Genomic DNA, 24,375 nt, shown 5'->3' on the forward strand with positions numbered 1-24,375 from the left:
GAGGCTGCGATCTTTTGATCTTGCCGTTGAGCACCAGGGTCAAAAGATCGCAGCCTCGTTTCACTCGACAGCTCCTACACAGTTCCTACGGGGTTATTGGTTTGCCATTCGATTAGTGGGTGCGCGTGACTTTGCTCAAGTGACGCGGCTGGTCCGGGTCCATCCCTCGGGCGACTGCCAGGCCAGCAGCCATGACGTAGAAACTCTGTATCGCCAGGATCGGATCAAGGGCCGGATGTTCGGCGCGGGTCAGGGTGAGGTCGCGTTCAGCGACGTCGTCGGGAGCGGCCAGCAACACTCGGGCACCGCGCTGTCGCATGTCGGCGGCGAGGCTCAGCAAACCTGCCTGTTCAGCACCGCGGGGGGCGAACACCAGCAATGGGTAGTTCTCGTCGATCAACGCCATCGGGCCGTGACGCACTTCGGCGCTGCTGAACGCTTCGGCCTGGATGGCCGAGGTTTCCTTGAATTTCAATGCAGCTTCCTGAGCGATGGCGAAGCCGGCACCCCGGCCGATCACCATCAAGCGTTGGCAGTCACGCAAGGTGTCGATAGCCAGGCTCCAGTCCTGTTTTGCCGCCTCTTTCAGACCTTCCGGCAATGCATTGCCGGCTTCCATCAACTCCACGTCTTGTTTCCAGTGCGCGATCAGGCGGGCGCTGGCGGTGAGGGTGGCGATAAAACTCTTAGTCGCGGCAACGCTGCTTTCCGTACCGGCGCACAGCGGCAGGCTGAATTCGCACGCGGCTTCAAGGGGAGAGCTTTCGGCGTTGACCATGGAAATGCTCAAGGCACCGCGTTTGCGCAACAAGCGCAGGCTGTTCACCAGGTCCGGGCTTTGACCTGACTGGGAGAACGCGAACGCCACCTGGCCGCTGACCTTCAACGGCGCCTGCTGCATGGTCACCACCGACATCGGCAATGACGCCACCGGAATACCCAGTTGCTGCATGGTCAGGTAAGCGAAGTAGCTCGCGGCATGGTCGGAGCTGCCGCGAGCGACGGTCATTGCCACTTGTGGCGGTTGGCGGCGCAGGCGTCCGGCGATTTCGATCATCTGCGGGTCGAGTTGCTGCAGCTGGGCTTGCACGGCCTCGAACGAGGACAGCGCCTCTTCAAGCATTTTTGAAGTCAATGTCTTCTCCTTCGACCATGACAGCGGTCAGTGTGAGTGAGCGATCCAGCCGCACGCAGTCGGCCCAGCTGCCGGGTTCGAGGCGGCCGCGTTCTTGAAGGCCGAGGTAGTCGGCGGGGAATTGTGAAAGACGTTGCGACGCCTCGCTGATGGGCAGGCCGATCTTCACCAGGTTGCGCAGGGCCTGGTCCATGGTCAGCGTGCTGCCGGCCAGCGTGCCGTCCGGCAGGCGCACACCGCCCAGGCACTTGGTCACGGTGTGGCTGCCGAGTTTGTATTCACCGTCCGGCATGCCGGCGGCGGCCGTGGAGTCGGTGACGCAATACAGGCACGGAATCGAGCGCAGCGCGACGCGGATCGCGCCGGGGTGCACGTGCAACAAGTCGGGAATCAGCTCGGCGTACTTGGCGTGAGCCAGGGCCGCGCCAACGATGCCCGGCTCGCGGTGGTGCAGCGGGCTCATGGCGTTGTAGAGGTGGGTGAAACTGGTCGCGCCGGCATTCAGCGCGGCAACACCTTCCTCGTAACTGCCGAGGGTGTGGCCGATTTGCATGCGCACACCGCGAGCACTGAGGGCGCGGATCAACGCATCGTGGCCGGCGATTTCCGGAGCGATGGTGATCACGCGTATCGGTGCCAGGGCCAGATACTCTTCAACTTCGGCCATCAAGGCCGTGTGAGCGAAGTTCGGTTGAGCGCCGAGTTTGCCGGGGTTGATGTAGGGGCCTTCAAGGTGCACGCCAAGGACTCGGGCGCTGCCTTTGGGGCGCTGCTCGCAGAACTCGCCGACAGCTTTGAGCACGCTCGAGATCTCTTCGCTCGGCGCGGTCATGGTGGTGGCCAGCAACGACGTGGTGCCAAAACGCACGTGGGTTCTGGTGATGGTTTCGAAGGCTGTCGCGCCTTCCATGATGTCTTTGCCTCCGCCGCCGTGGACGTGCAGATCAATGAAGCCCGGCAGCAGATAAGGCAGGTCATTGTCGGTCGGATCGCAGGGTTGGCCTTCGATGGACACGACCTTGCCGTGTTCGTGAAGCAGCCGGCCGCGAATCCAGCCGTGGGCGGTGAGGATGTTGTCTTCGGACATGATCGGTTCTCGGTTGCGCGATTTGCGGCAAAGCCTTTTAGCGGCAAAGCTTTTTAGCGACGAAGCTCTGCGACAAAGTCGTAGTAGTCGTTGCGGCAATAAGTGTCGGTGACTTCGATGGGCGTGTTGTCTTCCAGATAACCAACCCGGGTCATCAGCAGCATGGCGGTGCCGGGGGCGATGCCGACCAGTGCAGCAAACTCGTCCGAGGCGTTGATGGCCTGGATGTGCTGCAGGGCGCGGACGATTGGCTTGCCGATGCCGTCGAGGTATTCGTACAGGGAGTCGCCCACCGCTTGCGGCTTCGGAATGATCGAAGCGGGCAGGGTACTCATCTCGATCGCCATCACCGTGTCGTCGGCTTTACGCAGGCGCTTGAGCCGAGCGACCTTGTCGTTGGGCGACAGTCCGAGACGGATCAGCTCTTCATGGGTCGGCGGGGTGATTTCCCGTTCCAGCCATTGCGAGCCAGGAACAAAACCCTTGAGGCGCAGCATCTCGCTGAAGCCCGAAAGGCGTGACAGCGGTTGCTCCAGGCGTGGGGTGATGAACGTGCCGGAACCTTGGTTGCGACGGATCAGGCCTTGTTCAAACAACACTTCCAGTGCCTTGCGTGCCGTCACGCGGGAGATGCCCAGCAGTTCGCTGAGACTGCGCTCCGACGGCATGGCCTGTTCGGCTTTCCACTGGCCGGCATGAATGGCCGCTTCCAGATTGCGTGCCAGTTGCAGGTACAGCGGCGTGGGCTGGGTGTCGTCAGGACGTAGGGCCTGGATGTCATTCATGTAGGCTGTTTCCGATGCGGATGTAGGATTGTTGTCGCCCGGTTGTGGGGCGAAACTAATACCACTTGAATACCATGTCAATGAGACCACTTTGCTCAAGACGCAGGAAAACCGTACCTGTTGGGCTTATTTGGCGGGGGTTGGCTTTAAGTGGTATTAGGGGGAAGGATTTTGAACGCAAAGATCGCAGCCTGCGGCAGCGCCTGCAGGTGGGAATGGTATCAACCCTGCAGGCGCCGCCCCAGGCTGCGATCTTTTAATTTATTTTTTTGGAGGGCGACCGAAGGTAGTCGTTACGGCCGAATTTCGATCATCGTGCCATCCGGCACCAGACCCCATACCTCGCGCATGTCCATGTTGCGCATGGCTATGCAACCGTCGGTCCAGTCCAGGGTGTGGAACAGGTTTTCCGGATAGTCGTAGGTGTCGGGTGTGCCGTGGATCATGATCATCCCGCCAGGATCGACCCCTTCGCGTCGGGAGCGGGCGGAGTCTGTGACGTTGGGATAGGAGATGTGCATCGCCAGATTGAAGCGGTCGCTGACCTTGCGCCAGTCGACCCAGTAAAAACCTTCAGGCGTGCGCTTGTCGCCTTCCATCAGCTTGGCGCCTTTGGGCTGCTTGCCCAGGGAAATACGGTAGGTCCGCAGTGGCTTGCCATCGGCGATCAATTGCAATTGATGAGCGGACTTGAGCACCAACACCTTTTCGATCGGTTTGCCATCCAGGGTCACCACGGTGGAAGCCTGGGACACAGCGATGAACGACATGCAAAGCAGGGCAAGCAACCAGCGCATTGAAACGATATCCCTAAAAGGTGTCGCGACTATGTATTTATAGGTGATTTTGCAGGAGCTGCCGCAGTCGACGATCTTTTAGCGTCGGCAGCATTCCAAAATTCAAATCAAGTAATGACCGGCTGAGCAAGCGGCGGGATCGATTCGGACCGTACGGGGTAGACCTCGGTCCGCCGGTCAGCGAAGAAGCATTCTAGAGTACGACCCACTGTGCGGAAAGCCAGGTCGGACCAAGGGATGTCGGCCTCTTCAAATAGTTGAACTTCGAGGCTTTCGATGCCTGCTGCAAAGTTCAGGTCCACCAGTTCCGCGCGAAAGAACACATGCACCTGGCTGATGTGCGGCACATCGATCAACGTATAGATGCTCAAGTCGCGGACCCGGGCGCAGGCTTCTTCGGCGGTCTCGCGAATGGCCGCTTGCTCGATGGTTTCCCCGTTCTCCATGAAACCGGCGGGCAGGGTCCAATAGCCCAGCCTTGGCTCGATGGCGCGGCGGCACAACAGCACTTTGGAGCCCCAGGTGGCCACGCAACCGGCGACGATATTGGGGTTCTGATAATGAATCGTATGACAGCTGTCGCAGACATACCGCAGGCGTGCATCGCCTTCGGGAATGCGTTGGGTCACTGGGTTACCGCACTGACTGCAAAATTTCATGCTTGGGTTCCTGAATGCTGCGCCTATCTTGGCGTGCGGCGGTGTCAGTCGGCAAGTTGTCGTTTAGCGACACACGGCTGTTCGGGGCTTGGGCGGTCGGTGCGATTGGTGCATGATGCATAGGGTCTGTTGACGTTTGCTCGCGGACTGCGTTGGCGCCCAACGCGGTCGTCAGCAAACGTCAACAGACCCTACAGGCACAGATCGAGATCACTCATGCTGGATGAGCTACTGCATCGGGTAAGCAACCACACGCCGCGAACCCTGGAAACCGACAAACGCTTTCCCGAGGCCGCCGTACTGGTGCCCATCACCCGCAGTGACGAACCGGAACTGGTTCTGACCCTGCGCGCCAGCGGGCTCTCGACCCATGGCGGTGAAGTGGCCTTCCCGGGTGGTCGTCGCGACCCTGAAGACCCTGACCTGATTTTTACCGCCCTGCGTGAGGCTGAAGAAGAAATTGGCCTGCCGCCAGGACTCGTCGAGGTGATCGGCCCGCTCAGCCCGCTGATTTCTCTGCACGGCATCAAGGTCACACCGTATGTTGGCGTGATTCCGGATTTCGTCGAGTATCGTGCCAACGATGCCGAGATCGCTGCGGTGTTCAGTGTGCCGCTCGAATTTTTCCGCGAAGATCCCCGCGAGCATACCCATCGCATCGACTACCAAGGCCGCAGTTGGTATGTGCCCAGTTATCGTTATGGCGAATACAAGATCTGGGGCCTGACGGCGATCATGATCGTCGAGTTGATCAACTTGCTGTATGACGCGAAAATCAGCCTGCATCAGCCGCCCAAGAGTTTTATCAATACTTGAGCCATCGTTCGTATGGCCAACACCCGGCTTTTTAAGTGCGCCTGCCTGGCCTTGAGGACAATAAGATGAAATACCGCCTGGGCGACGCCCGCGTCGAAACCCACCCACAAAGCTGGGTCGCTCCCAATGCCGTGCTGGTGGGCAAGGTCAAACTGGAAGAGGGCGCCAACGTCTGGTTCAACGCCGTGCTGCGAGGCGACAACGAGTTGATCCTGATCGGCAAGAACAGCAACGTTCAGGACGGCACCGTGATGCACACCGACATGGGCTATCCGCTGACCATCGGCACCGGCGTGACCATCGGCCACAACGCCATGCTGCACGGTTGCACGGTGGGCGATTACAGCCTGATCGGTATCAATGCCGTGATTCTCAATGGGGCCAGGATCGGCAAGAACTGCATCATTGGCGCTAATTCTTTAATCGGCGAGGGCAAGGAAATTCCTGATGGCTCGTTGGTCATGGGATCGCCGGGCAAGGTCGTGCGCGAGTTGACCGAACCGCAGAAGAAGATGCTCGAAGCCAGCGCCGCCCACTACGTGCATAACTCCCAGCGTTACGCCCGCGATCTGGCCGAGCAGGAAGAATGAACATCCCTGAACGGCCGGTCCGATCGCCCTGCGTCAATGTATGTGCGCTGGACGATGATGATATTTGCACCGGGTGTCAGCGCACGGTGGACGAGATCACTCGCTGGAGCCGGATGGACAACGACGAACGACGCCAGGTCCTGGGGTTATGTCATGAGCGGGCCAAGTCCAGTGGCCTTCTCTGGATGATCGGCAAAACACCGGGCCAGTAGTCACTGTAGGACCCGTAGGAGCCGTAGGAGCTGTCGAGTGCAACGAGGCTGCGATCTTTTGATCTTGTTTTAGAGGCAAGATCAAAAGATCGCAGCCTCGTTGCACTCGACAGCTCCTACAGGTGCTCAGGTTCACAGGTGCCACAGGCCACAGGTGCCACAGGTGCCACAGGTTCGAAGCTTCCACAGGTCATACAAGTCCCGCAGCTCCTACGGTATTCTGCGCACCAAATTGACAGGTATCCCCCATCTCCATGCTCTTCCTGATCGCCTACATCAGCAGCGTCGTGCTGATCAACTACGCCTTTTCCACTGCCCCGCACCTGGACATCATCTGGTCTGCCTGGGGTGGGTTGGTGTTTGTCCTTCGGGACATGGTGCAAATCCGATTCGGCCACGGCGCCATCGCCGCAATGCTGGCTGCGCTGGTGCTTTCCTACGTCACTTCCGACCCTTCCATTGCGCTGGCCAGTGCCACGGCTTTCGCGGTGTCGGAATGCATCGACTGGCTGGTATTCACCATTACCCGGCGCCCGTTGCATGACCGCCTGTGGATAAGTTCTGCACTGAGCATTCCCCTCGATACTTTCATCTTTTTCGGCATGATCGACGCGTTCACACCGGGCGTGATCCTCACGGCGATGGGCTCCAAGTTCGCGGGTGTGACGGCGGTGTGGCTGATCATGGCGTGGCGTCTGCGCAAACAGGCCGTCGCCAGCTGAAGCCAAAGCCTCAGGTTCATGTAAAATGCCGCGCTTTCGCCCCATGGGAAGCGCGCCACGTGCTCGCTACCCTCGATGATCCGCTTCTTTGAGGACCTGAGATGACCCGTATCGGAACTCCATTGTCGCCAACCGCGACCCGCGTATTGCTGTGTGGCTGTGGTGAGTTGGGCAAGGAAGTGGTGATCGAGCTGCAACGCCTGGGCGTTGAAGTGATTGCCGTGGATCGCTATGCCGACGCGCCGGCCATGCAAGTGGCGCATCGCAGCCACGTGATCAACATGCTCGACGGCGCCGCTCTGCGCGCGGTCATCGAAGCCGAGAAGCCGCACTTCATCGTGCCGGAAATCGAAGCAATCGCCACCGCCACCCTGGTTGAGCTGGAAGCTGAAGGCTTCACCGTGATCCCGACGGCGCGCGCAACGCAGCTGACCATGAACCGTGAAGGCATTCGTCGTCTGGCGGCTGAAGAGCTGGACCTGCCAACGTCGCCGTATCATTTTGCCGACACCTTCGAGGACTACAGCAAAGCCGTTGAAGACCTCGGGTTTCCGTGCGTAGTGAAACCGGTAATGAGCTCGTCGGGCAAAGGCCAGAGCCTGCTGCGCAGTGCCGATGACGTGAAAACCGCCTGGGATTACGCCCAGGAAGGCGGTCGTGCCGGCAAAGGACGTGTGATCGTTGAAGGTTTCATCGACTTCGACTACGAAATCACTTTGCTGACCGTGCGCCACATTGGCGGCACCACGTTCTGCGCCCCGGTGGGCCACCGTCAGGAGAAGGGCGATTACCAGGAATCGTGGCAGCCTCAAGCCATGAGCCCGATTGCCTTGGCTGAATCCGAGCGGGTAGCAAAAGCCGTTACCGAAGCCTTGGGTGGCCGCGGTTTGTTTGGTGTCGAGCTGTTCATCAAAGGTGATCAGGTGTGGTTCAGCGAAGTCTCACCACGTCCGCATGACACCGGTCTGGTAACCCTGATTTCCCAGGACCTGTCGCAGTTCGCACTGCACGCACGGGCGATTCTGGGTTTGCCGATTCCGCTGATTCGTCAGTTCGGCCCTTCGGCGTCGGCTGTGATTCTGGTGGAAGGCCAATCGACCCAGACGGCGTTCGCCAACCTGGGTGCGGCGTTGAGCGAACCGGATACCGCGCTGCGTCTGTTCGGTAAGCCAGAGGTGAATGGTCAGCGCCGGATGGGTGTGGCGTTGGCGCGGGATGAGTCGATTGAAGCAGCACGTGCCAAAGCGACCCGCGCTGCTCAGGCGGTCGTTGTAGAGCTGTAAACCGAGGCGCGGCTATCGCGGGCAAGCCCGCTCCCACATTGGATCTGTGTCGTTCACAAAACCAGTGTGGGAAGCGGGCTTGCTCGCGAAGCTTTTGCTTTGGCTCTTGCTTCAGACCACCCGATTCAAATCGTTGTGACGGGTTTCCTTCAAACACAACACCGCGATCAAACTCAGCACCGCCGCCCCCGATACATACCCCCCGACATAACTCAAACCACCCATCGCCACCAGTTTCTGCGCGAAGAACGGTGCAGCCGAGGCGCCGACGATGCCGCCCAGGTTGTAAGCGGCCGACGCGCCGGTATAGCGCACGTGCGTTGGAAACAATTCAGGCAGCAGCGCGCCCATTGGCGCAAACGTTACACCCATCAGAAACAGCTCGATGCACAGAAACAGCGCCACGCCCCAGGTTGATCCTTGAGTCAGCAACGGCTCCATCAGGAATCCCGACAGAATCGCCAGCACACCACCGATGATCAGCACCGGTTTACGCCCGTAACGGTCGCTGGCCCAGGCTGATAATGGCGTCGCAGCGGCCATGAACAGAACCGCAAAGCACAGCAGTGCGAGGAAGGTTTCGCGGGTGTAGCCCAGTGTCGAGACGCCATAGCTCAGCGAAAACACGGTCGAGATGTAGAACAGCGCATAGCAAACGACCATCGACCCGGCGCCCAGCAACATGGGCGCCCAGTACTGGCTGAACAGCTCGACCACAGGCATTTTTACCCGTTCCTGGCGCGCCATCGCGTTAGCGAACACCGGGGTTTCGTGGAGCTTGAGGCGGACATAGAGGCCGACCATCACCAGTGCGGCACTCAGCAGAAACGGAATGCGCCAGCCCCACGAGCGGAACTGCTCATCCGTCAGCGTCATGGCCAGGGTCAGGAACAGACCATTTGCGGCGAGGAAGCCTATGGAGGGGCCAAGCTGCGGAAACATGCCAAACCAGGCGCGTTTTCCTTTGGGCGCATTTTCCGTAGCCAATAGTGCCGCACCGCCCCATTCACCTCCCAGTCCCAGGCCTTGGCCAAAGCGCAGCACGCACAGCAGGATCGGCGCCCAGGCCCCGATGCTGTCGTAACCCGGCAGTACGCCGATCAGCGTGGTGCACACGCCCATTAGCAGCAGCGAGGCGACCAGTGTCGATTTGCGGCCAATGCGGTCGCCGAAGTGGCCAAACAGCGCCGAACCCAGCGGTCGGGCGATGAAAGCGATACCAAAAGTGAGAAACGCCGACAGCATCTGAGCCGTGCCGGAGGTTTGCGGAAAGAACACCGGGCCGATCACCAGCGCGGCGGCGGTGGCGTAAACGTAGAAATCGTAGAATTCGATGGCGGTGCCGATGAAGCTCGCCGTGGCCACGCGAGTGGCGGAATTCGTCGGCTGCGCAGGCGCGGTATTTGAGTAGGTCGTGCTGGTCGTCATGCGGTTATCCCTGACAGTCATGTGCCCCAGTGGAGCGAATTATTATGGTCGAACACCCAGGGATGTGGGTTTAACGCAGAGTGCGGGTAGCACCGGGGTGGCGCAGAGCTTGGGTAAGCGCTCCGATTATAGGAAGGAGCCTAACGATCAAACAAGTGGGCAAGGGCTGGCGATGACAATAAGTGACTGAGGGGCTGGCAATGCATTTGTGGCGAGGGGATTTATCGGAATGCCGCACCACCCCGTTCGGCTGCGAAGCAGTCGTAAGATAGATATGCGCGGTGTATCAGCGAGGACACGGTTGCAGTTTTTGACGCTGCTTCGCAGCGAAACGGGGTGGTGCGGCATTCCGATAAATTCCCTCGCCACAGATAAGTCCTTTCAACAGAGGGAATGAGTCAGGGTTCAGATAACCACTGGAACTGAGCTTGTGTGCCAGATCAACACCCGAGTAACCCGATTGTCTTCCGTTTCCAGGATCTCCAGCCGGTAGCGTCCGATCTTCAGGCATACCGCGCTGTCCGGAATCGTCTCCAGCGCCTCGGTGACCAGCCCGTTGAGGGTCTTCGGGCCGTCGCTGGGCAGGTGCCATCCCAGGCTCTTGTTCAGCTCGCGAATTGACGCAGCGCCCTCGATCATCAGCCTGCCGTCGGCTTGCGGATGAATATGAGGGTTATCCAGGCTGTGCTGGCTTTCGAATTCGCCAACGATTTCTTCAAGAATATCTTCCAGCGTGACGATGCCGAGCACTTCGCCGTACTCGTCGACCACCATGCCCAGGCGTCGTTGTTGCTTGTGGAAATTCAATAGCTGCAGCTGCAGCGGTGTGCTTTCCGGAACGAAATACGGTTCGTGACTTGCCGCGAGTAACGCCTCGAGGGTCAACGTGCCGTCGGGCAGCAGGTGGCGGATCTGCCGGGTATTGAGGACGGCTTCAACCTGATTGATGTCGCTGTGGAATACTGGCAATCGCGTGCGCTTGTTGTTGCGCAGCTGCTCGATGATTTCTTCGAGAGAGTCATCGAGATTGATCCCGTCGACGTCACTGCGCGTTACCAGAATGTCGTTGACCGTGATGTTGTCCAGCGCATGGATGCCCGACAGCGGATGCGGGCGGCAGACCGCCTGATCATGATCGTCATGCCGATCATTCGGTGTTTCGTCTTCACTCTGTTGAACCACTTTGGCTGTGCGGGCAAACGGTCGCGTCAGTAATTGCGCGATGCCATTGAGCAGCCAGGCGGCAGGGTAGATGATTTTCAGGGGCGCGCGCAGCAAGGAGTTGCCCAGGGCCAGGATCGCATCCGGGTAGCGGATCGCCAGGGTGCGCGGCAGGTAATCGGCGAACACCAGCAGAACGGCGCCAGCCCCAAGGCAGGCAGCCCATGGACCGTTTTCGGCCCAGGTGAAAATCGCCAGCAAGGTGCTGATGACCACCACCAGTGCTCGGCACAGGGTGTTGCAGAGGATCAGGCTATTGAGGGGGAAACTCAGCTTCGCCACCGGTTTGTCGCTGGCGCGCGAGGCGGTGCGCTGAGCCAGCAGATGCTGTTGCGCCACTTCGATGGCTGTAAACAGCCCCGACCATAAAATCAGCAGGGCCAATACCGCGAGCATCGGCCCTATGGGCAAGTCGTCCATTAATGCCGCCCGTCAGATGTGCAGAATGTATTCACGAACCAGCTTGCTGCCAAAGTACGCCAGCATCAGCAGGCAGAAACCGGCGAGAGTCCAGCGAATCGCCTTGTGTCCTCGCCATCCGAGCCGATTACGGCCCCAGAGCAGCACGCTGAACACTATCCAGGCCAGACACGCCAGCAAGGTCTTGTGCACCAGGTGCTGAGCGAACAGATTGTCGACAAACAGCCAGCCAGAAATCAGCGACATCGACAGCAGGGTCCAGCCGGCCCAGAGGAAGCCGAACAACAGGCTTTCCATGGTTTGCAGGGGCGGGAAGTTTTTGATCAGGCCGGAAGGGTGCTTGTGCTTGAGTTGATGGTCCTGGACCAGCAGCAGCAAGGCCTGGAACACGGCGATGGTAAACATGCCGTAGGCGAGGATCGACAAGAGGATGTGGGCAAGAATGCCGGGCTCTTCGTCGATGATCTGCACGGTTCCCGCCGGGGCGAACTGGGCGAGCAGCACGGTAGCGGCGCCTAGCGGGAACAGCAGCACTAGCAGGTTCTCTACCGGAATACGCGAGCAGGCCAGCAGGGTCAGGGCAATGACCGCCACCGCAATCAGACTGGCGGCGTTGAAAAAATCCAGGCCCAGGCCGATCGGCGTCAGCAGATGGGTTAAAAGGCTGGCGCTGTGGGCCAGCACGGCCAGCACGCCGAGCGTGACCAGCAGGCGCTTGTTCGCCTTGGCACCGGAGGCCAGGCGAGTGCCTTGGTAGATAGTCGCAGCGGCGTATAAGCAGGCGGCGGCGAGGGTCGTTAGCAAGCTGGGTGACAAGGGGAGCATAAATCCTGTTAGGCAAGCCCGAAAGGCGCTGAGTTTGGCATAGAACCTTAGTTGCACGAAAGACCATGCAACCTGACAGCGAGGTGTCCGCCAGCCGCAGTCTTCGCTATAATCCGCGACCTGCCCACGCCGCAGGCTCGCCGAGCACATGTTTATTCCGGTCTGGGCCGCCATTATCCCGGTCTACACAGGGCCTGAAAGGATCGCGCAATGTTTGAAAACTTAACCGACCGTCTCTCGCAGACGCTGCGCCATGTCACCGGCAAAGCCAAACTGACCGAGGACAACATCAAAGACACCCTGCGTGAAGTGCGCATGGCGTTGCTCGAAGCTGACGTCGCCTTGCCGGTGGTCAAAGACTTCGTCAATTCGGTCAAGGAACGCGCCGTCGGCACCGAAGTGTCGCGCAGCCTGACGCCGGGCCAGGCCTTCGTGAAGATCGTTCAGGCAGAGCTCGAAAGCCTGATGGGCGCTGCCAACGAAGACCTGAACCTGAGTGCCGTGCCACCAGCCGTCGTGCTGATGGCCGGTTTGCAGGGTGCCGGTAAAACCACCACCGCCGGTAAACTTGCGCGCTTCCTCAAAGAGCGCAAAAAGAAATCCGTCATGGTCGTGTCGGCAGACGTTTACCGTCCTGCGGCGATCAAGCAGCTGGAAATGCTCGCGGGCGAAGTGGGCGTTACGTTCTTCCCGTCCGATTTGAGCCAAAAGCCGGTCGACATCGCGCAAGCGGCTATTAAAGAAGCAAAGCTCAAGTTCATCGATGTGGTCATCGTCGATACCGCCGGTCGCCTGCACATCGATGAAGAGATGATGGGCGAGATCAAGGCGTTGCACGCTGCGATCAACCCGGTCGAAACCCTGTTCGTGGTCGACGCCATGACCGGCCAGGACGCCGCCAACACGGCCAAGGCCTTCGGTGATGCGCTGCCGCTGACCGGTGTCATCCTGACCAAGGTCGACGGCGACGCCCGTGGCGGTGCCGCGCTGTCGGTCCGCGCCATTACTGGCAAGCCGATCAAGTTCATCGGTATGGGCGAGAAGAGCGAAGCGCTCGAACCGTTCCACCCTGAGCGTATTGCTTCGCGCATCCTCGGCATGGGTGACGTGCTCAGCCTGATCGAACAGGCGGAAGCGACGCTCGACAAGGATAAAGCCGACAAACTTGCCAAGAAACTGAAGAAGGGCAAGGGCTTCGACCTCGAAGACTTCCGCGATCAGCTGCAACAGATGAAGAACATGGGTGGCCTTGGTGGCCTTATGGACAAACTGCCGAACATCGGCGGTGTGAACCTGGCGCAAATGGGCAATGCCCAGGGTGCGGCAGAGAAGCAATTCAAGCAGATGGAAGCCATCATCAACTCCATGACCCCGGCCGAGCGCCGCGACCCTGAGCTGATCAGCGGTTCGCGCAAACGCCGTATTGCCATGGGTTCCGGCACTCAGGTGCAGGACATTGGTCGCTTGATCAAGCAGCACAAGCAAATGCAGAAGATGATGAAGAAATTCTCCGCGAAAGGCGGAATGGCCAAAATGATGCGCGGCATGGGCGGTATGTTGCCCGGCGGCGGCATGCCCAAAATGTAAAGTTTTCGCGTAAGGGCTTGCTCTTGCGCAGCTCACAGGGATGTGAGATCTCCAGCAAACCCGCACTTGGCGGGAGCTGACTGGCCGTTTTCAACGACGGCTCTATAGCAAATCTTGATGGCGGCCGATAGGCAGCCGGAAAAAGACATTTGCAAAAGTCCGGATATTCCTTAGAATATGCGGCCTTTCGGGCACCTATGCCCGCTGTGCCTTTAGATTTGCAGCACCGACTACAGGAACGATGTTCACATGCTAACAATCCGTCTTGCCCTTGGCGGCTCCAAAAAGCGCCCGTTTTACCACTTGACCGTAACCGACAGCCGCAACCCGCGCGACGGTTCGCACAAGGAACAGGTTGGTTTCTTCAACCCTGTTGCTCGTGGTCAAGAAGTTCGTCTGTCCGTGAACCAAGAGCGCGTAGCCTACTGGCTGAGCGTTGGTGCACAACCTTCTGAGCGTGTTGCTCAGTTGTTGAAGGACGCTGCTAAGGCTGCGGCCTGAGCAATATGAACGCGACGCCAGCTGATGCTGATGATTTGATCGTTATCGGCAAGATTTATTCTGTTCATGGCGTTCGCGGCGAAGTGAAGGTGTACTCCTTTACTGATCCTACTGAAAACCTGTTGCAATACAAAACCTGGACGCTCAAGCGCGAAGGCAATGTGAAGCAGGTTGAGCTGGTCAGCGGACGCGGGAACGACAAGTTCCTGGTCGCGAAGCTCAAGGGTCTCGATGATCGTGAAGAAGCTCGTCTTCTGGCCGGTTATGAGATCTGCGTGCCGCGCAACCTGTTCCCTGAATTGACCGACGGCGAGTACTACTGGTACCAGCTCGAAGGTCTGAAGGTCATTGACCAACTTGGGCAATTGCTCGGGAAGATCGATCATCTTCTGGAAACCGGCGCCAATGATGTAATGGTGGTCAAGCCTTGCGCTGGCAGCCTGGATGATCGCGAACGCCTGCTGCCCTATACGGAGCAATGCGTGTTGGCTGTCGACCTTGCCGCAGGCGAGATGAAGGTGGATTGGGATGCGGACTTCTAAGCGTGGCTAATTTGCGCGTAGAAGTGATCAGTTTGTTTCCCGAGATGTTCTCCGCCATCAGCGAGTACGGCATCACCAGTCGGGCGGTGAAACAGGGGCTCTTGCAGCTCACCTGTTGGAACCCGCGAGACTACACGACGGATCGACATCACACTGTGGATGATCGCCCATTTGGCGGTGGTCCGGGCATGGTGATGAAGATCAAGCCCCTGGAAGATGCTCTGGTTCAGGCCAAGGCAGCAGCCGGGGAGGCGGCGAAGGTGATTTACCTGTCCCCCCAAGGCCGTCAACTGAATCAGTCGGCGGTACGCGAGTTGGCGAATCTGGATGCATTGATCCTGATTGCCGGCCGTTATGAAGGCATTGACGAGCGTTTCATAGAAGCTCATGTCGATGAAGAGTGGTCGATTGGCGACTATGTACTGTCTGGCGGCGAGCTGCCGGCGATGGTCCTGATCGATGCGGTTACACGACTGCTGCCTGGAGCTTTAGGGCATGCGGACTCCGCAGAGGAAGATTCCTTTACGGATGGTTTGCTGGATTGCCCGCACTACACCCGACCGGAGGTGTATGCGGATCAGCGTGTTCCCGACGTATTGCTAAGTGGCAATCACGCGCATATCCGGCGTTGGCGTTTACAGCAGTCCCTTGGTAGGACCTTTGAACGACGCGCCGATCTTCTGGAAAGCCGCTCGCTTTCTGGAGAAGAGAAGAAGCTGCTCGAGGAATACATCCACGAGCGGGACGATAGTTAACAACGTATCGATGGTAGATCCGACGATTTACCTTAGGAGCACAGCATGACTAACAAAATCATCCTTGCACTCGAAGCAGAGCAGATGACCAAAGAGATCCCTACCTTTGCCCCGGGCGACACTGTTGTCGTTCAGGTGAAAGTGAAGGAAGGCGACCGTTCGCGTCTGCAAGCGTTCGAAGGTGTTGTTATCGCCAAGCGTAACCGCGGCGTAAACAGTGCTTTCACCGTTCGTAAAATCTCCAACGGTGTTGGCGTAGAGCGTACTTTCCAGACCTACAGCCCGCAAATCGACAGCATGGCCGTTAAGCGTCGCGGTGACGTACGTAAAGCCAAGCTGTACTACCTGCGTGACCTGTCCGGTAAAGCAGCTCGCATCAAGGAAAAACTGGCTTAAGTCCAGCTTCCGATGCAGAAAAAAGCAGCCTACGGGCTGCTTTTTTGTTGCCTGCGATTTATCTTCCCTAGCCGTACTGTCGGTCTTGCCTGAGCCTTTATGCCTGCCATCGATCATCCTTTGATAGACCAATTTCTCGACGCGTTATGGCTGGAAAAAGGGCTTTCCGATAACACCCGTGATGCTTATCGCAGTGACCTGGCCCTGTTCAATGGCTGGCTGCAGGAAAAAGGGCTGGAGTTGATCAACGCCGGACGCGAGTTGATTCTCGATCATCTGGCCTGGCGTCTGGAACAAAACTATAAGCCTCGTTCCACTGCTCGATTCCTCTCGGGAGTGCGCGGTTTCTATCGCTACCTGTTGAGGGAAAAACTGATCGCCGTCGATCCGACCTTGCGCATCGACATGCCGCAGCTGGGACGACCATTGCCTAAATCCTTGTCGGAAGCCGATGTGGAAGCTTTGCTGAAGGCACCGGACTTGAGCGAGGCTATCGGTCAGCGGGATCGCGCCATGCTTGAGGTGCTCTACGCCTGTGGTTTGCGGGTGACAGAATTGATCAGTCTGACGCTGGAGCAAGTCAACTTGCGCCAAGGTGTGCTGCGAGTGATGGGCAAGGGCAGCAAGGAGCGGTTGGTGCCGATGGGCGAGGAGGCGATTGTCTGGGTAGAGCGCTACATGCGCGACGCACGCAGCGAGTTGCTCGGCGGACGTCCCAGCGATTGTCTGTTCCCGAGTCTGCGCGGCGAGCAGATGACCAGGCAGACGTTTTGGCATCGCATCAAGCACCAGGCCAAGGTGGCCGGGATCGGCAAGTCGCTGTCCCCCCATACCTTGCGCCACGCCTTCGCCACGCACCTGCTCAATCACGGCGCGGACCTGCGGGTTGTGCAAATGCTGCTTGGCCATAGTGATCTGTCCACGACCCAGATCTACACCCATGTCGCTCGCGCCCGCTTGCAAGACCTGCACGCCAAACACCACCCCCGCGGATAACTCCGTGTCCAAAAGTTGAAATGTTGTCTGTGGCGAGGGGATTTATCCCCGTTGGGTTGCGAAGCAGCCCCAATTGGGACCGCTGCGCAGTCCAACGGGGATAAATCCCCTCGCCACATTAATGCCTGGCCTTCGAACTCACAGGGTGTTGCATCAGGCACATTCGGCCCCGCAAGCCTTATGTGGTAGGCTTTGCCGGTTTGCACGATGGGCGGTTATGACCCGGTGTTTCGGCACGGGCGTTCTGATCGTCCCATTTGTCCGCCTTCAGGAGTTCTCATGCGTCTGACCCATATTTTCGCCGCCGCAGCCATTGCGTTGGTCAGCACCTTTGCCGTCGCCGATGATGCGGCCGACAAAGCCATCCGTAAAAGTCTGGAAAACCTCGAGCTGGAGGTGCCGGTAGAAAGCATTTCCGCCAGCCCGCTGCCAGGCATGTACGAAGTCAAGCTCAAAGGCAGCCGCGTGCTCTACGCCAGCGCTGATGGCCAATACATCGTTCAGGGCTACCTGTTCCAGCTCAAGGACGGCAAACCGGTCAACCTGACCGAGAAGACCGAACGACTGGGCGTTTCCAAACTGGTCAACGAGATTCCGGTTGCAGAAACCGTGGTGTACCCGGCCATCGGCGAAACCAAATCGCACATCACCGTCTTCACCGACACCACCTGCCCGTATTGCCACAAACTGCACGCCGAAGTGCCTGAGCTGAACAAGCGCGGCATCGAAGTGCGTTACGTCGCGTTCCCGCGCCAGGGCCTGGGTTCGCCGGGTGACGAGCAGCTGCAAGCGGTCTGGTGCTCGAAGGACAAGAAAGCGGCCATGGACAAAATGGTCGACGGCAAGGAAATCAAGGCCGCCAAATGCGATAACCCGGTTTCCAAGCAATTTGCCCTCGGTCAGTCGATTGGCGTGAACGGCACGCCGGCCATCGTTTTGGCTGACGGTCAGGTCATTCCGGGCTACCAGCCTGCGCCACAAGTCGCCAAACTGGCGCTGGGCGCGAAGTAAATTCGCATCGTCACGGTTAGCCTTTGACGATCATGGTTCGGCGGCGTTGTTCGCCGAGCCATTAATAGAGAACCGCGAGTATGCGGTTGTTTTCACGGCCGGCCTTGAGTCGGCCGTTTTATGGGGAGTTCACAGTGAAACCGGTCAAAGTAGGCATCTGTGGGTTAGGAACCGTCGGTGGCGGTACCTTCAACGTACTTCAGCGCAACGCCGAGGAAATTGCTCGTCGTGCCGGGCGTGGGATCGAAGTGGCACAAATTGCCACGCGCACGCCAAAGCCTCAGTTCCAAACGACCGGTATTGCGATTACCAACGATGTCTTCGAAGTGGCCACGAACCCTGAGATCGACATCGTTATAGAGCTGGTGGGCGGCTACACCGTTGCCCGTGAGCTGGTACTCAAGGCCATCGAGAATGGCAAGCATGTGGTCACCGCGAACAAGGCACTGATTGCCGTTCACGGTAACGAAATCTTCGCCAAGGCACGCGAGAAAGGCGTGATCGTGGCGTTCGAAGCAGCAGTGGCCGGTGGCATCCCGGTGATCAAGGCGATCCGTGAAGGCCTGTCCGCCAACCGTATCAATTGGGTCGCCGGCATCATCAACGGCACTGGCAACTTCATCCTGACTGAAATGCGTGAAAAAGGCCGGACCTTCGAAGACGTGCTCGCCGAAGCGCAGGCCTTGGGTTACGCCGAAGCCGATCCGACCTTTGACGTCGAAGGTATCGATGCAGCCCACAAGCTGACGATCCTGGCGTCCATTGCGTTCGGTATTCCGCTGCAGTTCGACAAGGCATACACCGAAGGCATCACCAAGCTGACCACCGCTGACGTGAACTACGCCGAAGCGCTGGGCTATCGCATCAAGCACCTTGGTGTGGCTCGCAGCACGGCTGCCGGTATCGAGTTGCGCGTGCACCCGACACTGATCCCGTCCGATCGTTTGCTCGCCAACGTCAATGGCGTGATGAACGCGGTGATGGTCAACGGCGATGCTGCGGGTTCGACCTTGTTCTACGGTGCTGGCGCCGGCATGGAGCCGACCGCTTCGTCGGTCATCGCCGATCTGGTAGACGTGGTTCGCGCCATGACGTCCGACCCGGAAAACCGCGTACCGCACCTGGCGTTCCAGCCAGACTCGCTGTCGGCCCACCCGATCCTGCCGATCGAAGCCTGCGAAAGCGCCTACTACCTGCGCATTCAGGCCAAGGATCATCCGGGCGTGCTGGCTCAGGTCGCAAGCATCCTGTCGGAGCGCGGCATCAACATCGAATCGATCATGCAGAAAGAAGTCGAAGAACATGACGGTCTGGTGCCGATGATCCTGCTGACCCACCGTGTGCTGGAACAGCACATGAACGACGCGATTGCCGCGCTGGAAGCCCTGACAGGCGTCGTGGGACCGGTCGTACGGATCCGCGTCGAGCACCTGAACTAAGCCGTTATCGTTCACCGGGCCCGCTTGCGGGCCCGGCTTTGCGAACACTGTCCATTGGAGTCAGTCATGCGTTATATCAGTACCCGCGGCCAGGCACCGGCCCTGAATTTCGAAGACGTCCTGCTGGCCGGTCTGGCCACGGACGGCGGCCTCTATGTGCCGGAAAACCTGCCACGTTTCACCCAGGAAGAAATCGCGTCCTGGGCCGGCCTGCCTTATCACGAGCTGGCCTTCCGGGTGATGCGCCCGTTCGTTACCGGCAGCATTCCGGATGCCGATTTCAAAAAGATTCTTGAAGAAACCTACGGCGTGTTCTCCCACAGCGCCGTGGCTCCGTTACGTCAGCTGAACGGTAACGAGTGGGTATTGGAGCTGTTCCACGGCCCGACCCTGGCGTTCAAGGATTTCGCCTTGCAGCTGCTCGGGCGCTTGCTCGACTACGTGCTGGAAAAACGTGGTGAGCGCGTGGTGATTGTCGGCGCTACGTCCGGCGACACCGGTTCGGCTGCCATCGAAGGCTGCAAGCACTGCGAAAACGTCGACATCTTCATCCTGCACCCGCACAACCGCGTGTCCGAAGTGCAGCGTCGCCAGATGACCACCATTTTCGGCGAGAACATCCACAACATCGCCATCGAAGGCAACTTCGATGACTGCCAGGAAATGGTCAAGGCCAGCTTCGCCGACCAGAGTTTCCTCAAAGGCACGCGTCTGGTGGCAGTGAACTCGATCAACTGGGCGCGGATCATGGCCCAGATCGTTTACTACTTCCACGCAGCCCTGCAGTTGGGCGGCCCGGCTCGCTCGGTATCGTTCTCGGTGCCTACCGGCAACTTCGGCGATATCTTCGCCGGCTACCTGGCACGCAACATGGGTCTGCCGATCAACCAGTTGATCGTCGCCACCAACCGCAACGACATCCTGCACCGCTTCATGAGCGGCAATCAGTACGTCAAGGAAACCTTGCACGCCACGCTGTCGCCTTCCATGGACATCATGGTTTCGTCGAACTTCGAGCGTCTGCTGTTCGACCTGCACGGTCGTAATGGCGCGGCGATCGCCGGTTTGATGGACAGCTTCAAGCAGGGTGGTGGTTTCAGCGTCGAACAAGAGCGCTGGACCGAGGCCCGCAAGTTGTTCGACTCCCTGGCCGTGGATGACGCACAGACGTGCGAGACCATTGCCGAGGTGTACGAGCAGACCGGCGAGTTGCTGGACCCGCACACCGCCATTGGCGTCAAGGCCGCGCGTGAATGCCGTCGCAGCCTGGACATTCCGATGGTCATCCTGGGGACGGCCCACCCGGTCAAATTCCCGGATGCCGTGGAAAAAGCCGGTGTGGGTAAAGCGCTGGAGCTGCCTGTGCATCTGACCGATCTGTTTGATCGGGACGAGCGCTGCACCGTGTTGCCGAATGATCTGAAAGCGGTACAGGCTTTCGTCAGTCAGCATGGCAATCGCGGAAAACCGTTGTAGTAAGTGCTATCGACTTAAGCGCAACACGATTACCTGTGGCGAGGGAGCTTGCTCCCGCTGGGCCGCGAAGCGGCCCTCAAAAAGAAGGACTGCTGCGCAGCCCAGCGGGAGCAAGCTCCCTCGCCACGGGTTGTCATGCGTTTCGAAATTTTTTCAGTGACACCATTGGTTACTGACGGGTTTTTTGATTTCGCGACCGCGTGTTTTTTCCCTGTCATCTTCCCCGTGCATGCTTCATCAACCAAAAGGCGCCAACCCGCCTGCAATTGAAATCCAGAACTTTCTTCTCAGGCCAGCGGTCATTTAGAGTAGGCCTGCCCCAGGCACTTTTGTTTTCGGACTATTGAGTGGTGATCGAGATGGAAAGTATCAGTCTGTTGCTCGGTGAGGCTCTAAGCCCGTATCAAGTCACGCTGACCCCATCGGGCGCCCATGGCGAATGCCTGGTGACCCTGAAGAGTTCGACCGGCGCAATCGTGGTCGAGCGCGCCTTCAATCAGGCTCAATTGAGCGACAAGCGTTTGCTGACGGATGTCGTCGACGGCCTGCACCGTGACGTAATGATTGCCGAAGGTCGACTGGAACCCTGCGTCATCGCGGCATTGCGTAACGCCGCACAAGACAAGCTCCTGGCCAGCCGAAATTGAATTGGAGTGTGTGGGAACCATCCTGCACGAAAGCCTGTCAGAGCATGTAACAGCAGGATCAAGCATTGTGCTCCGGTGCTTGTAGCTTGCTGCTACTGGTCTTTATGTAGGCCACGTTTAACCCCGAGTTGTCTCCCCACTTCTCGGGGTTTCTTTTTGCCTGGGATTTGTCATGGCTGCGCCTGTTTTTCGAAATACGCTCTGGACTCTTCCAGATAGGCACTCCGACTTTCCGGGTCGAGCCACGCGGCGTAGGCCTCGCTCAACCGATCGTGGGGCAGTGTGCGCAGCAGTTGGTTGATCTCGACAATCGCCTGACGACCCTGCGGCGTGTCGGTACAGCCGATGTAGCCGGACAGGAATTTCTCTGCCCCGCGAATCGGGTAGAACTGCAACTCATCCTCGGCAATGCCTTGTTGTTCAGCCTGGTAGCGTATTTCCGGGCGATACCCCAACACGACTCGCAAGCGCCCCAGACGTTGCATTTGCAGGAGGCTGCCCAATGCATCGTTACCATAGTGGGCGGTGAGGGCGTTGGGCGGTGCTTGTTTGAGCAGCCCGTCGAGGTAGTCGCCGTAGTTGCGCTCGGCGATGATGCCAAGCTTCTCGCTGCCGCTGGCCAGCAGCGCTGCGAGGTCCACTTCACCGTCCTGAACAAAGGGCGCGAGCGACTCGCGGTCGACACGCCGCACCGCCAGACCATTGCTCATGGCACGAAACACAGGAATGGAAAAGGCGATCCAGCGCTCACGCTCCTTGCTCCGATTCAATGCGGCATCACACGTCAAGGAAGGCTCGTGGAGCATTTGCAAACCGCGCGCACGATTGACCCGCATCAGGGTGTGTGTGTATTGCGGCATGCCGGCAATCAACAGGGGCAACAGCTGATCAATGACGCCCTGACCCTTTTTCGGTCCTTCGAAAATCGTCAGTGGCGGCAGATCCCGCAATAGCCAGACCAGGGTTTCCTTGGGTTGCGCCATCGTTGAGGGTATGAAACCGACGAGCAAAACAAAAACCAGGCACGCACGCATCTCCCTGCCGCCGTGCGACAGGAGGTGTGTGTACAGCGGCGAAAACAGGCGTTTCAGCTTAGATAGCCCCGTCTTCACGCAGTTTTGCGATCTGCGCATCGTCGTAACCAAGATCGTTGAGTACCTGCGCATTGTGTTCGCCCAACTTCGGCCCGACCCATTCCGACGTACCGGGCGTCTCTGAAAGCTTCGGCACGATCCCCGGCATCTTGAAATCCTTGCCGTCCGGCAGCTTGGCCTTCAGGAACATCTCTCGGGCGAGGTACTGCGGGTCACTGAACATGTCTTCGGCACTGAATATCCGGCTGGCCGGTACCTCGGCCTGATTCAGCTGCTCGATGATGGTGTCCAGTGGCAGCGAGTTGACCCAGCGGTCGATCACCCCATAGAGCTCGTCACGGCGCGTGTCACGGCCATCGTTACTGGCCAGGACCGGGTCGTTGGCCAGGTCTTCCCGACCGATGATCAGCATGAAGCGCTTGAAGATTGCGTCGCCATTCGCGCCAATCTGTACGTGTTTGCCATCGGCGCTGGTGTGGATCGAGGAGGGCGTGATACCCGGCATGATGTTGCCGGTACGTTCGCGGATGAAGCCGAACACGTCGAACTCCGGCACCATGCTTTCCATCATGGCGAAGATCGCTTCATAGAGCGCCACATCCACCACTTGACCCTGTCCACCATTGACCTCGCGATGACGCAACGCCATCAGCGCACCAATCACTCCCCAGAGTGCGGCGATCGAGTCGCCAATCGAAATCCCGGTACGCACCGGAGGTCGATCCTCAAAGCCCGTGATATAGCGCAGGCCGCCCATGGACTCACCGACAGCACCAAACCCCGGTTGATCTTTCATTGGCCCGGTCTGGCCGAATCCCGAAAGACGAACCATGACCAGTTTAGGATTCAGGGCATGTAAAACGTCCCACCCCAGGCCAAGCTTCTCCAACACGCCTGGACGAAAATTCTCGATCAGTATGTCTGCTTCGCCGAGCAGCTTTTTTAGAATGGCCAGGCCGTCGGGGTGTTTGAGGTTCAGGGTAAGGGACTTTTTGTTGCGCGCTTGAACGAACCACCATAACGAGGTGCCTTCATACAGCTTGCGCCATTTGCGCAACGGATCGCCGCCGTTCGGGGATTCAATCTTGATCACGTCAGCACCGAACTCGCCGCAAATGCGCGAGGCAAAGGGCCCGGCGATCAACGTACCCAATTCAATGACTTTCAGACCTGAGAGCGGTTTGGCGGTGAACGGCATGCTGGATCCTGTAGGACAAAGGCTGGCTGGTAGAGCGTTTTAGCATAGCCCGGCGTCAGTCGCCCAAGGTTCATCGCTTGAATTCGTTGATTGCCTGCCGCATCGGTTAGACTTGCCGCCTTTCTCCGTATCAAGAAGCCCGTTCATGGCCCAGCCGTCCACGACCTACAAGTTTGAACTGAACCTCACCGACCTCGACCGCAGTGTTTACGAGAGCGTGAAGCAGACCATCGCCCGTCACCCTTCGGAAACCGAAGAACGCATGACCGTGCGCCTGCTCGCCTACGCCTTCTGGTACAACGAGCAACTGTCGTTTGGTCGCGGTCTGTCAGACGTGGATGAACCTGCCCTGTGGGAAAAAAGCCTGGATGACCGCGTTCTGCACTGGATCGAAGTCGGCCAGCCTGATGCGGATCGCCTGACCTGGTGCTCCCGTCGTACCGAACGCACCAGCCTGTTGGCCTACGGCAGCCTGCGCGTGTGGGAAACCAAGGTTATTCCGGCGATCAAGAACCTGAAGAACGTGCACATCGCCGCCGTGCCGCAGGATGTGCTGGAAACCCTGGCCAAGGACATGCCCCGCGTTATCAAGTGGGACGTGATGATCAGCGAAGGGACGATTTTCGTCACCGACGACCGTGGTCAGCACGAAGTCCAGTTGCAATGGCTGAGCGGCGAACGGGGCTGATTCTTTTCACGTCAGTCCACAGCGCCCGATATTTCCTACCTATTCAAGAGAAGCACCTGTCACCC

The 24,375-nt window shown here is 58.8% G+C and carries 26 protein-coding genes; 16 read left to right on the forward strand and 10 right to left on the reverse strand.

Annotation, left to right across the window (positions count from 1 at the left end):
• Nucleotides 1-112 precede the first annotated feature (112 nt).
• From ACA063_RS05230 to ACA063_RS05250, 5 genes are all read right to left on the reverse strand, one after another.
• On the reverse strand, nt 113-1,135 hold the full coding sequence (locus ACA063_RS05230) for an SIS domain-containing protein (RefSeq protein ID WP_497665035.1): 1,023 nt from the start codon (nt 1,133-1,135) through the stop codon (nt 113-115).
• On the reverse strand, nt 1,116-2,222 hold the full coding sequence (gene nagA, locus ACA063_RS05235; RefSeq protein WP_497665036.1) for an N-acetylglucosamine-6-phosphate deacetylase: 1,107 nt from the start codon (nt 2,220-2,222) through the stop codon (nt 1,116-1,118). The genes ACA063_RS05230 and nagA overlap by 20 nt, the downstream gene beginning before the upstream one ends.
• 53 nt (nt 2,223-2,275) lie before the next feature.
• Nucleotides 2,276-3,007 (reverse strand): GntR family transcriptional regulator, encoded by a 732-nt coding sequence (locus tag ACA063_RS05240; protein ID WP_123597016.1) that lies wholly within the window; start codon nt 3,005-3,007, stop codon nt 2,276-2,278.
• A gap of 293 nt (nt 3,008-3,300) precedes the next feature.
• Entirely contained in the window at nt 3,301-3,804 is a 504-nt protein-coding gene (locus tag ACA063_RS05245; protein ID WP_497665037.1) for a L,D-transpeptidase family protein, read from the reverse strand.
• Nucleotides 3,805-3,911: 107 nt separating this feature from the next.
• Nucleotides 3,912-4,463, reverse strand: a complete 552-nt coding sequence (locus ACA063_RS05250; protein ID WP_497665038.1) for an NUDIX hydrolase — start codon at nt 4,461-4,463, stop codon at nt 3,912-3,914.
• Nucleotides 4,464-4,679: 216 nt separating this feature from the next.
• Here ACA063_RS05250 and ACA063_RS05255 point away from each other — a divergent pair, with 216 nt between their 5' ends.
• The 5 genes from ACA063_RS05255 (at nt 4,680) to purT (ending at nt 8,086) form a co-directional block, all read left to right on the forward strand.
• Nucleotides 4,680-5,279, forward strand: a complete 600-nt coding sequence (locus tag ACA063_RS05255; RefSeq protein ID WP_194691268.1) for a CoA pyrophosphatase — start codon at nt 4,680-4,682, stop codon at nt 5,277-5,279.
• Nucleotides 5,280-5,344: 65 nt separating this feature from the next.
• On the forward strand, nt 5,345-5,869 hold the full coding sequence (locus ACA063_RS05260; protein ID WP_162438264.1) for a gamma carbonic anhydrase family protein: 525 nt from the start codon (nt 5,345-5,347) through the stop codon (nt 5,867-5,869).
• Nucleotides 5,866-6,081 (forward strand): DUF1289 domain-containing protein, encoded by a 216-nt coding sequence (locus ACA063_RS05265; protein WP_497665039.1) that lies wholly within the window; start codon nt 5,866-5,868, stop codon nt 6,079-6,081. Before ACA063_RS05260 ends, ACA063_RS05265 begins: the two co-directional genes overlap by 4 nt.
• A gap of 254 nt (nt 6,082-6,335) precedes the next feature.
• Entirely contained in the window at nt 6,336-6,803 is a 468-nt protein-coding gene (locus tag ACA063_RS05270) for a preQ0 transporter (protein ID WP_162438266.1), read from the forward strand.
• 101 nt (nt 6,804-6,904) lie between these two features.
• Nucleotides 6,905-8,086 (forward strand): formate-dependent phosphoribosylglycinamide formyltransferase, encoded by a 1,182-nt coding sequence (gene purT, locus ACA063_RS05275; RefSeq protein WP_497665040.1) that lies wholly within the window; start codon nt 6,905-6,907, stop codon nt 8,084-8,086.
• Between the two features lie 111 nt (nt 8,087-8,197).
• Here the strand turns inward: purT and ACA063_RS05280 are convergent, their stop codons facing one another.
• The 3 genes from ACA063_RS05280 to ACA063_RS05290 all read right to left on the reverse strand — a co-directional run bounded on the left by ACA063_RS05280 (nt 8,198) and on the right by ACA063_RS05290 (nt 11,980).
• On the reverse strand, nt 8,198-9,514 hold the full coding sequence (locus tag ACA063_RS05280) for an MFS transporter (protein WP_497665041.1): 1,317 nt from the start codon (nt 9,512-9,514) through the stop codon (nt 8,198-8,200).
• A 405-nt stretch (nt 9,515-9,919) separates the two neighbouring features.
• Nucleotides 9,920-11,155: a transporter associated domain-containing protein gene (locus ACA063_RS05285; protein WP_497665042.1), complete on the reverse strand. Its 1,236-nt coding sequence runs from the start codon at nt 11,153-11,155 to the stop codon at nt 9,920-9,922.
• 12 nt (nt 11,156-11,167) lie between these two features.
• Nucleotides 11,168-11,980, reverse strand: coding sequence for a cytochrome C assembly family protein (locus tag ACA063_RS05290; protein WP_497665043.1), 813 nt, complete (start codon nt 11,978-11,980; stop codon nt 11,168-11,170).
• 210 nt (nt 11,981-12,190) lie between these two features.
• Between ACA063_RS05290 and ffh the strand changes: the two genes are divergently transcribed.
• The 10 genes from ffh (at nt 12,191) to ACA063_RS05340 (ending at nt 21,330) form a co-directional block, all read left to right on the forward strand.
• The gene (gene ffh / locus ACA063_RS05295) at nt 12,191-13,567 is read left to right on the forward strand and encodes a signal recognition particle protein (RefSeq protein WP_003209589.1); all 1,377 of its coding nucleotides are present in this window, start codon (nt 12,191-12,193) and stop codon (nt 13,565-13,567) included.
• 249 nt (nt 13,568-13,816) lie between these two features.
• On the forward strand, nt 13,817-14,068 hold the full coding sequence (gene rpsP, locus ACA063_RS05300) for a 30S ribosomal protein S16 (protein ID WP_007944872.1): 252 nt from the start codon (nt 13,817-13,819) through the stop codon (nt 14,066-14,068).
• Between the two features lie 5 nt (nt 14,069-14,073).
• The gene (rimM, locus tag ACA063_RS05305; RefSeq protein WP_497665044.1) at nt 14,074-14,610 is read left to right on the forward strand and encodes a ribosome maturation factor RimM; all 537 of its coding nucleotides are present in this window, start codon (nt 14,074-14,076) and stop codon (nt 14,608-14,610) included.
• A gap of 2 nt (nt 14,611-14,612) precedes the next feature.
• Nucleotides 14,613-15,365: a tRNA (guanosine(37)-N1)-methyltransferase TrmD gene (gene trmD / locus ACA063_RS05310; RefSeq protein WP_497665045.1), complete on the forward strand. Its 753-nt coding sequence runs from the start codon at nt 14,613-14,615 to the stop codon at nt 15,363-15,365.
• 45 nt (nt 15,366-15,410) lie between these two features.
• On the forward strand, nt 15,411-15,761 hold the full coding sequence (rplS, locus tag ACA063_RS05315; RefSeq protein ID WP_063322826.1) for a 50S ribosomal protein L19: 351 nt from the start codon (nt 15,411-15,413) through the stop codon (nt 15,759-15,761).
• 99 nt (nt 15,762-15,860) lie between these two features.
• Nucleotides 15,861-16,757 (forward strand): site-specific tyrosine recombinase XerD, encoded by an 897-nt coding sequence (xerD, locus tag ACA063_RS05320; protein ID WP_497665046.1) that lies wholly within the window; start codon nt 15,861-15,863, stop codon nt 16,755-16,757.
• A gap of 279 nt (nt 16,758-17,036) precedes the next feature.
• On the forward strand, nt 17,037-17,768 hold the full coding sequence (gene dsbC / locus ACA063_RS05325; RefSeq protein WP_497665047.1) for a bifunctional protein-disulfide isomerase/oxidoreductase DsbC: 732 nt from the start codon (nt 17,037-17,039) through the stop codon (nt 17,766-17,768).
• A 134-nt stretch (nt 17,769-17,902) separates the two neighbouring features.
• Nucleotides 17,903-19,207 (forward strand): homoserine dehydrogenase, encoded by a 1,305-nt coding sequence (locus tag ACA063_RS05330; RefSeq protein WP_162438275.1) that lies wholly within the window; start codon nt 17,903-17,905, stop codon nt 19,205-19,207.
• A gap of 66 nt (nt 19,208-19,273) precedes the next feature.
• On the forward strand, nt 19,274-20,683 hold the full coding sequence (gene thrC, locus ACA063_RS05335; protein ID WP_162438276.1) for a threonine synthase: 1,410 nt from the start codon (nt 19,274-19,276) through the stop codon (nt 20,681-20,683).
• 359 nt (nt 20,684-21,042) lie between these two features.
• Nucleotides 21,043-21,330, forward strand: coding sequence for a DUF3509 domain-containing protein (locus ACA063_RS05340; RefSeq protein ID WP_497665048.1), 288 nt, complete (start codon nt 21,043-21,045; stop codon nt 21,328-21,330).
• Between the two features lie 170 nt (nt 21,331-21,500).
• On the opposite strand, the gene ACA063_RS05345 is transcribed toward ACA063_RS05340, so the two are convergent.
• Together ACA063_RS05345 and ACA063_RS05350 are read right to left on the reverse strand one after the other, a co-directional pair.
• The gene (locus tag ACA063_RS05345; protein WP_497665049.1) at nt 21,501-22,364 is read right to left on the reverse strand and encodes a TIGR02285 family protein; all 864 of its coding nucleotides are present in this window, start codon (nt 22,362-22,364) and stop codon (nt 21,501-21,503) included.
• Nucleotides 22,365-22,422: 58 nt separating this feature from the next.
• Nucleotides 22,423-23,622 carry a CaiB/BaiF CoA transferase family protein gene (locus ACA063_RS05350; RefSeq protein ID WP_497665050.1) on the reverse strand — a complete coding sequence of 400 codons (1,200 nt, stop codon included), beginning with the start codon at nt 23,620-23,622 and terminating at the stop codon, nt 22,423-22,425.
• A gap of 145 nt (nt 23,623-23,767) precedes the next feature.
• On the opposite strand from ACA063_RS05350, the gene ACA063_RS05355 reads away from it, so the two are divergent.
• Nucleotides 23,768-24,310, forward strand: coding sequence for a YaeQ family protein (locus ACA063_RS05355; protein ID WP_008151638.1), 543 nt, complete (start codon nt 23,768-23,770; stop codon nt 24,308-24,310).
• The last annotated feature ends 65 nt before the right edge of the window (nt 24,311-24,375 follow it).

This window comes from Pseudomonas sp. LBUM1643 (assembly GCF_059716215.1).

Excerpts from the sequence above, each read along its gene's own strand:
- ffh (WP_003209589.1), top strand. The coding sequence starts at position 12,191 with ATGTTTGAAAACTTAACCGACCGTCTCTCGCAGACGCTGCGCCATGTC.
- ACA063_RS05260 (WP_162438264.1), top strand. The coding sequence starts at position 5,345 with ATGAAATACCGCCTGGGCGACGCCCGCGTCGAAACCCACCCACAAAGC.
- ACA063_RS05350 (WP_497665050.1), bottom strand. The coding sequence starts at position 23,622 with ATGCCGTTCACCGCCAAACCGCTCTCAGGTCTGAAAGTCATTGAATTG.
- nagA (WP_497665036.1), bottom strand. The coding sequence starts at position 2,222 with ATGTCCGAAGACAACATCCTCACCGCCCACGGCTGGATTCGCGGCCGG.
- ACA063_RS05345 (WP_497665049.1), bottom strand. The coding sequence starts at position 22,364 with ATGCGTGCGTGCCTGGTTTTTGTTTTGCTCGTCGGTTTCATACCCTCA.
- rimM (WP_497665044.1), top strand. The coding sequence starts at position 14,074 with ATGAACGCGACGCCAGCTGATGCTGATGATTTGATCGTTATCGGCAAG.
- ACA063_RS05255 (WP_194691268.1), top strand. The coding sequence starts at position 4,680 with ATGCTGGATGAGCTACTGCATCGGGTAAGCAACCACACGCCGCGAACC.
- ACA063_RS05355 (WP_008151638.1), top strand. The coding sequence starts at position 23,768 with ATGGCCCAGCCGTCCACGACCTACAAGTTTGAACTGAACCTCACCGAC.
- dsbC (WP_497665047.1), top strand. The coding sequence starts at position 17,037 with ATGCGTCTGACCCATATTTTCGCCGCCGCAGCCATTGCGTTGGTCAGC.
- rplS (WP_063322826.1), top strand. The coding sequence starts at position 15,411 with ATGACTAACAAAATCATCCTTGCACTCGAAGCAGAGCAGATGACCAAA.
- purT (WP_497665040.1), top strand. The coding sequence starts at position 6,905 with ATGACCCGTATCGGAACTCCATTGTCGCCAACCGCGACCCGCGTATTG.
- ACA063_RS05240 (WP_123597016.1), bottom strand. The coding sequence starts at position 3,007 with ATGAATGACATCCAGGCCCTACGTCCTGACGACACCCAGCCCACGCCG.
- rpsP (WP_007944872.1), top strand. The coding sequence starts at position 13,817 with ATGCTAACAATCCGTCTTGCCCTTGGCGGCTCCAAAAAGCGCCCGTTT.
- ACA063_RS05245 (WP_497665037.1), bottom strand. The coding sequence starts at position 3,804 with ATGCGCTGGTTGCTTGCCCTGCTTTGCATGTCGTTCATCGCTGTGTCC.
- ACA063_RS05340 (WP_497665048.1), top strand. The coding sequence starts at position 21,043 with ATGGAAAGTATCAGTCTGTTGCTCGGTGAGGCTCTAAGCCCGTATCAA.
- thrC (WP_162438276.1), top strand. The coding sequence starts at position 19,274 with ATGCGTTATATCAGTACCCGCGGCCAGGCACCGGCCCTGAATTTCGAA.
- ACA063_RS05280 (WP_497665041.1), bottom strand. The coding sequence starts at position 9,514 with ATGACGACCAGCACGACCTACTCAAATACCGCGCCTGCGCAGCCGACG.
- ACA063_RS05285 (WP_497665042.1), bottom strand. The coding sequence starts at position 11,155 with ATGGACGACTTGCCCATAGGGCCGATGCTCGCGGTATTGGCCCTGCTG.
- ACA063_RS05270 (WP_162438266.1), top strand. The coding sequence starts at position 6,336 with ATGCTCTTCCTGATCGCCTACATCAGCAGCGTCGTGCTGATCAACTAC.
- ACA063_RS05250 (WP_497665038.1), bottom strand. The coding sequence starts at position 4,463 with ATGAAATTTTGCAGTCAGTGCGGTAACCCAGTGACCCAACGCATTCCC.
- ACA063_RS05265 (WP_497665039.1), top strand. The coding sequence starts at position 5,866 with ATGAACATCCCTGAACGGCCGGTCCGATCGCCCTGCGTCAATGTATGT.
- xerD (WP_497665046.1), top strand. The coding sequence starts at position 15,861 with ATGCCTGCCATCGATCATCCTTTGATAGACCAATTTCTCGACGCGTTA.
- ACA063_RS05290 (WP_497665043.1), bottom strand. The coding sequence starts at position 11,980 with ATGCTCCCCTTGTCACCCAGCTTGCTAACGACCCTCGCCGCCGCCTGC.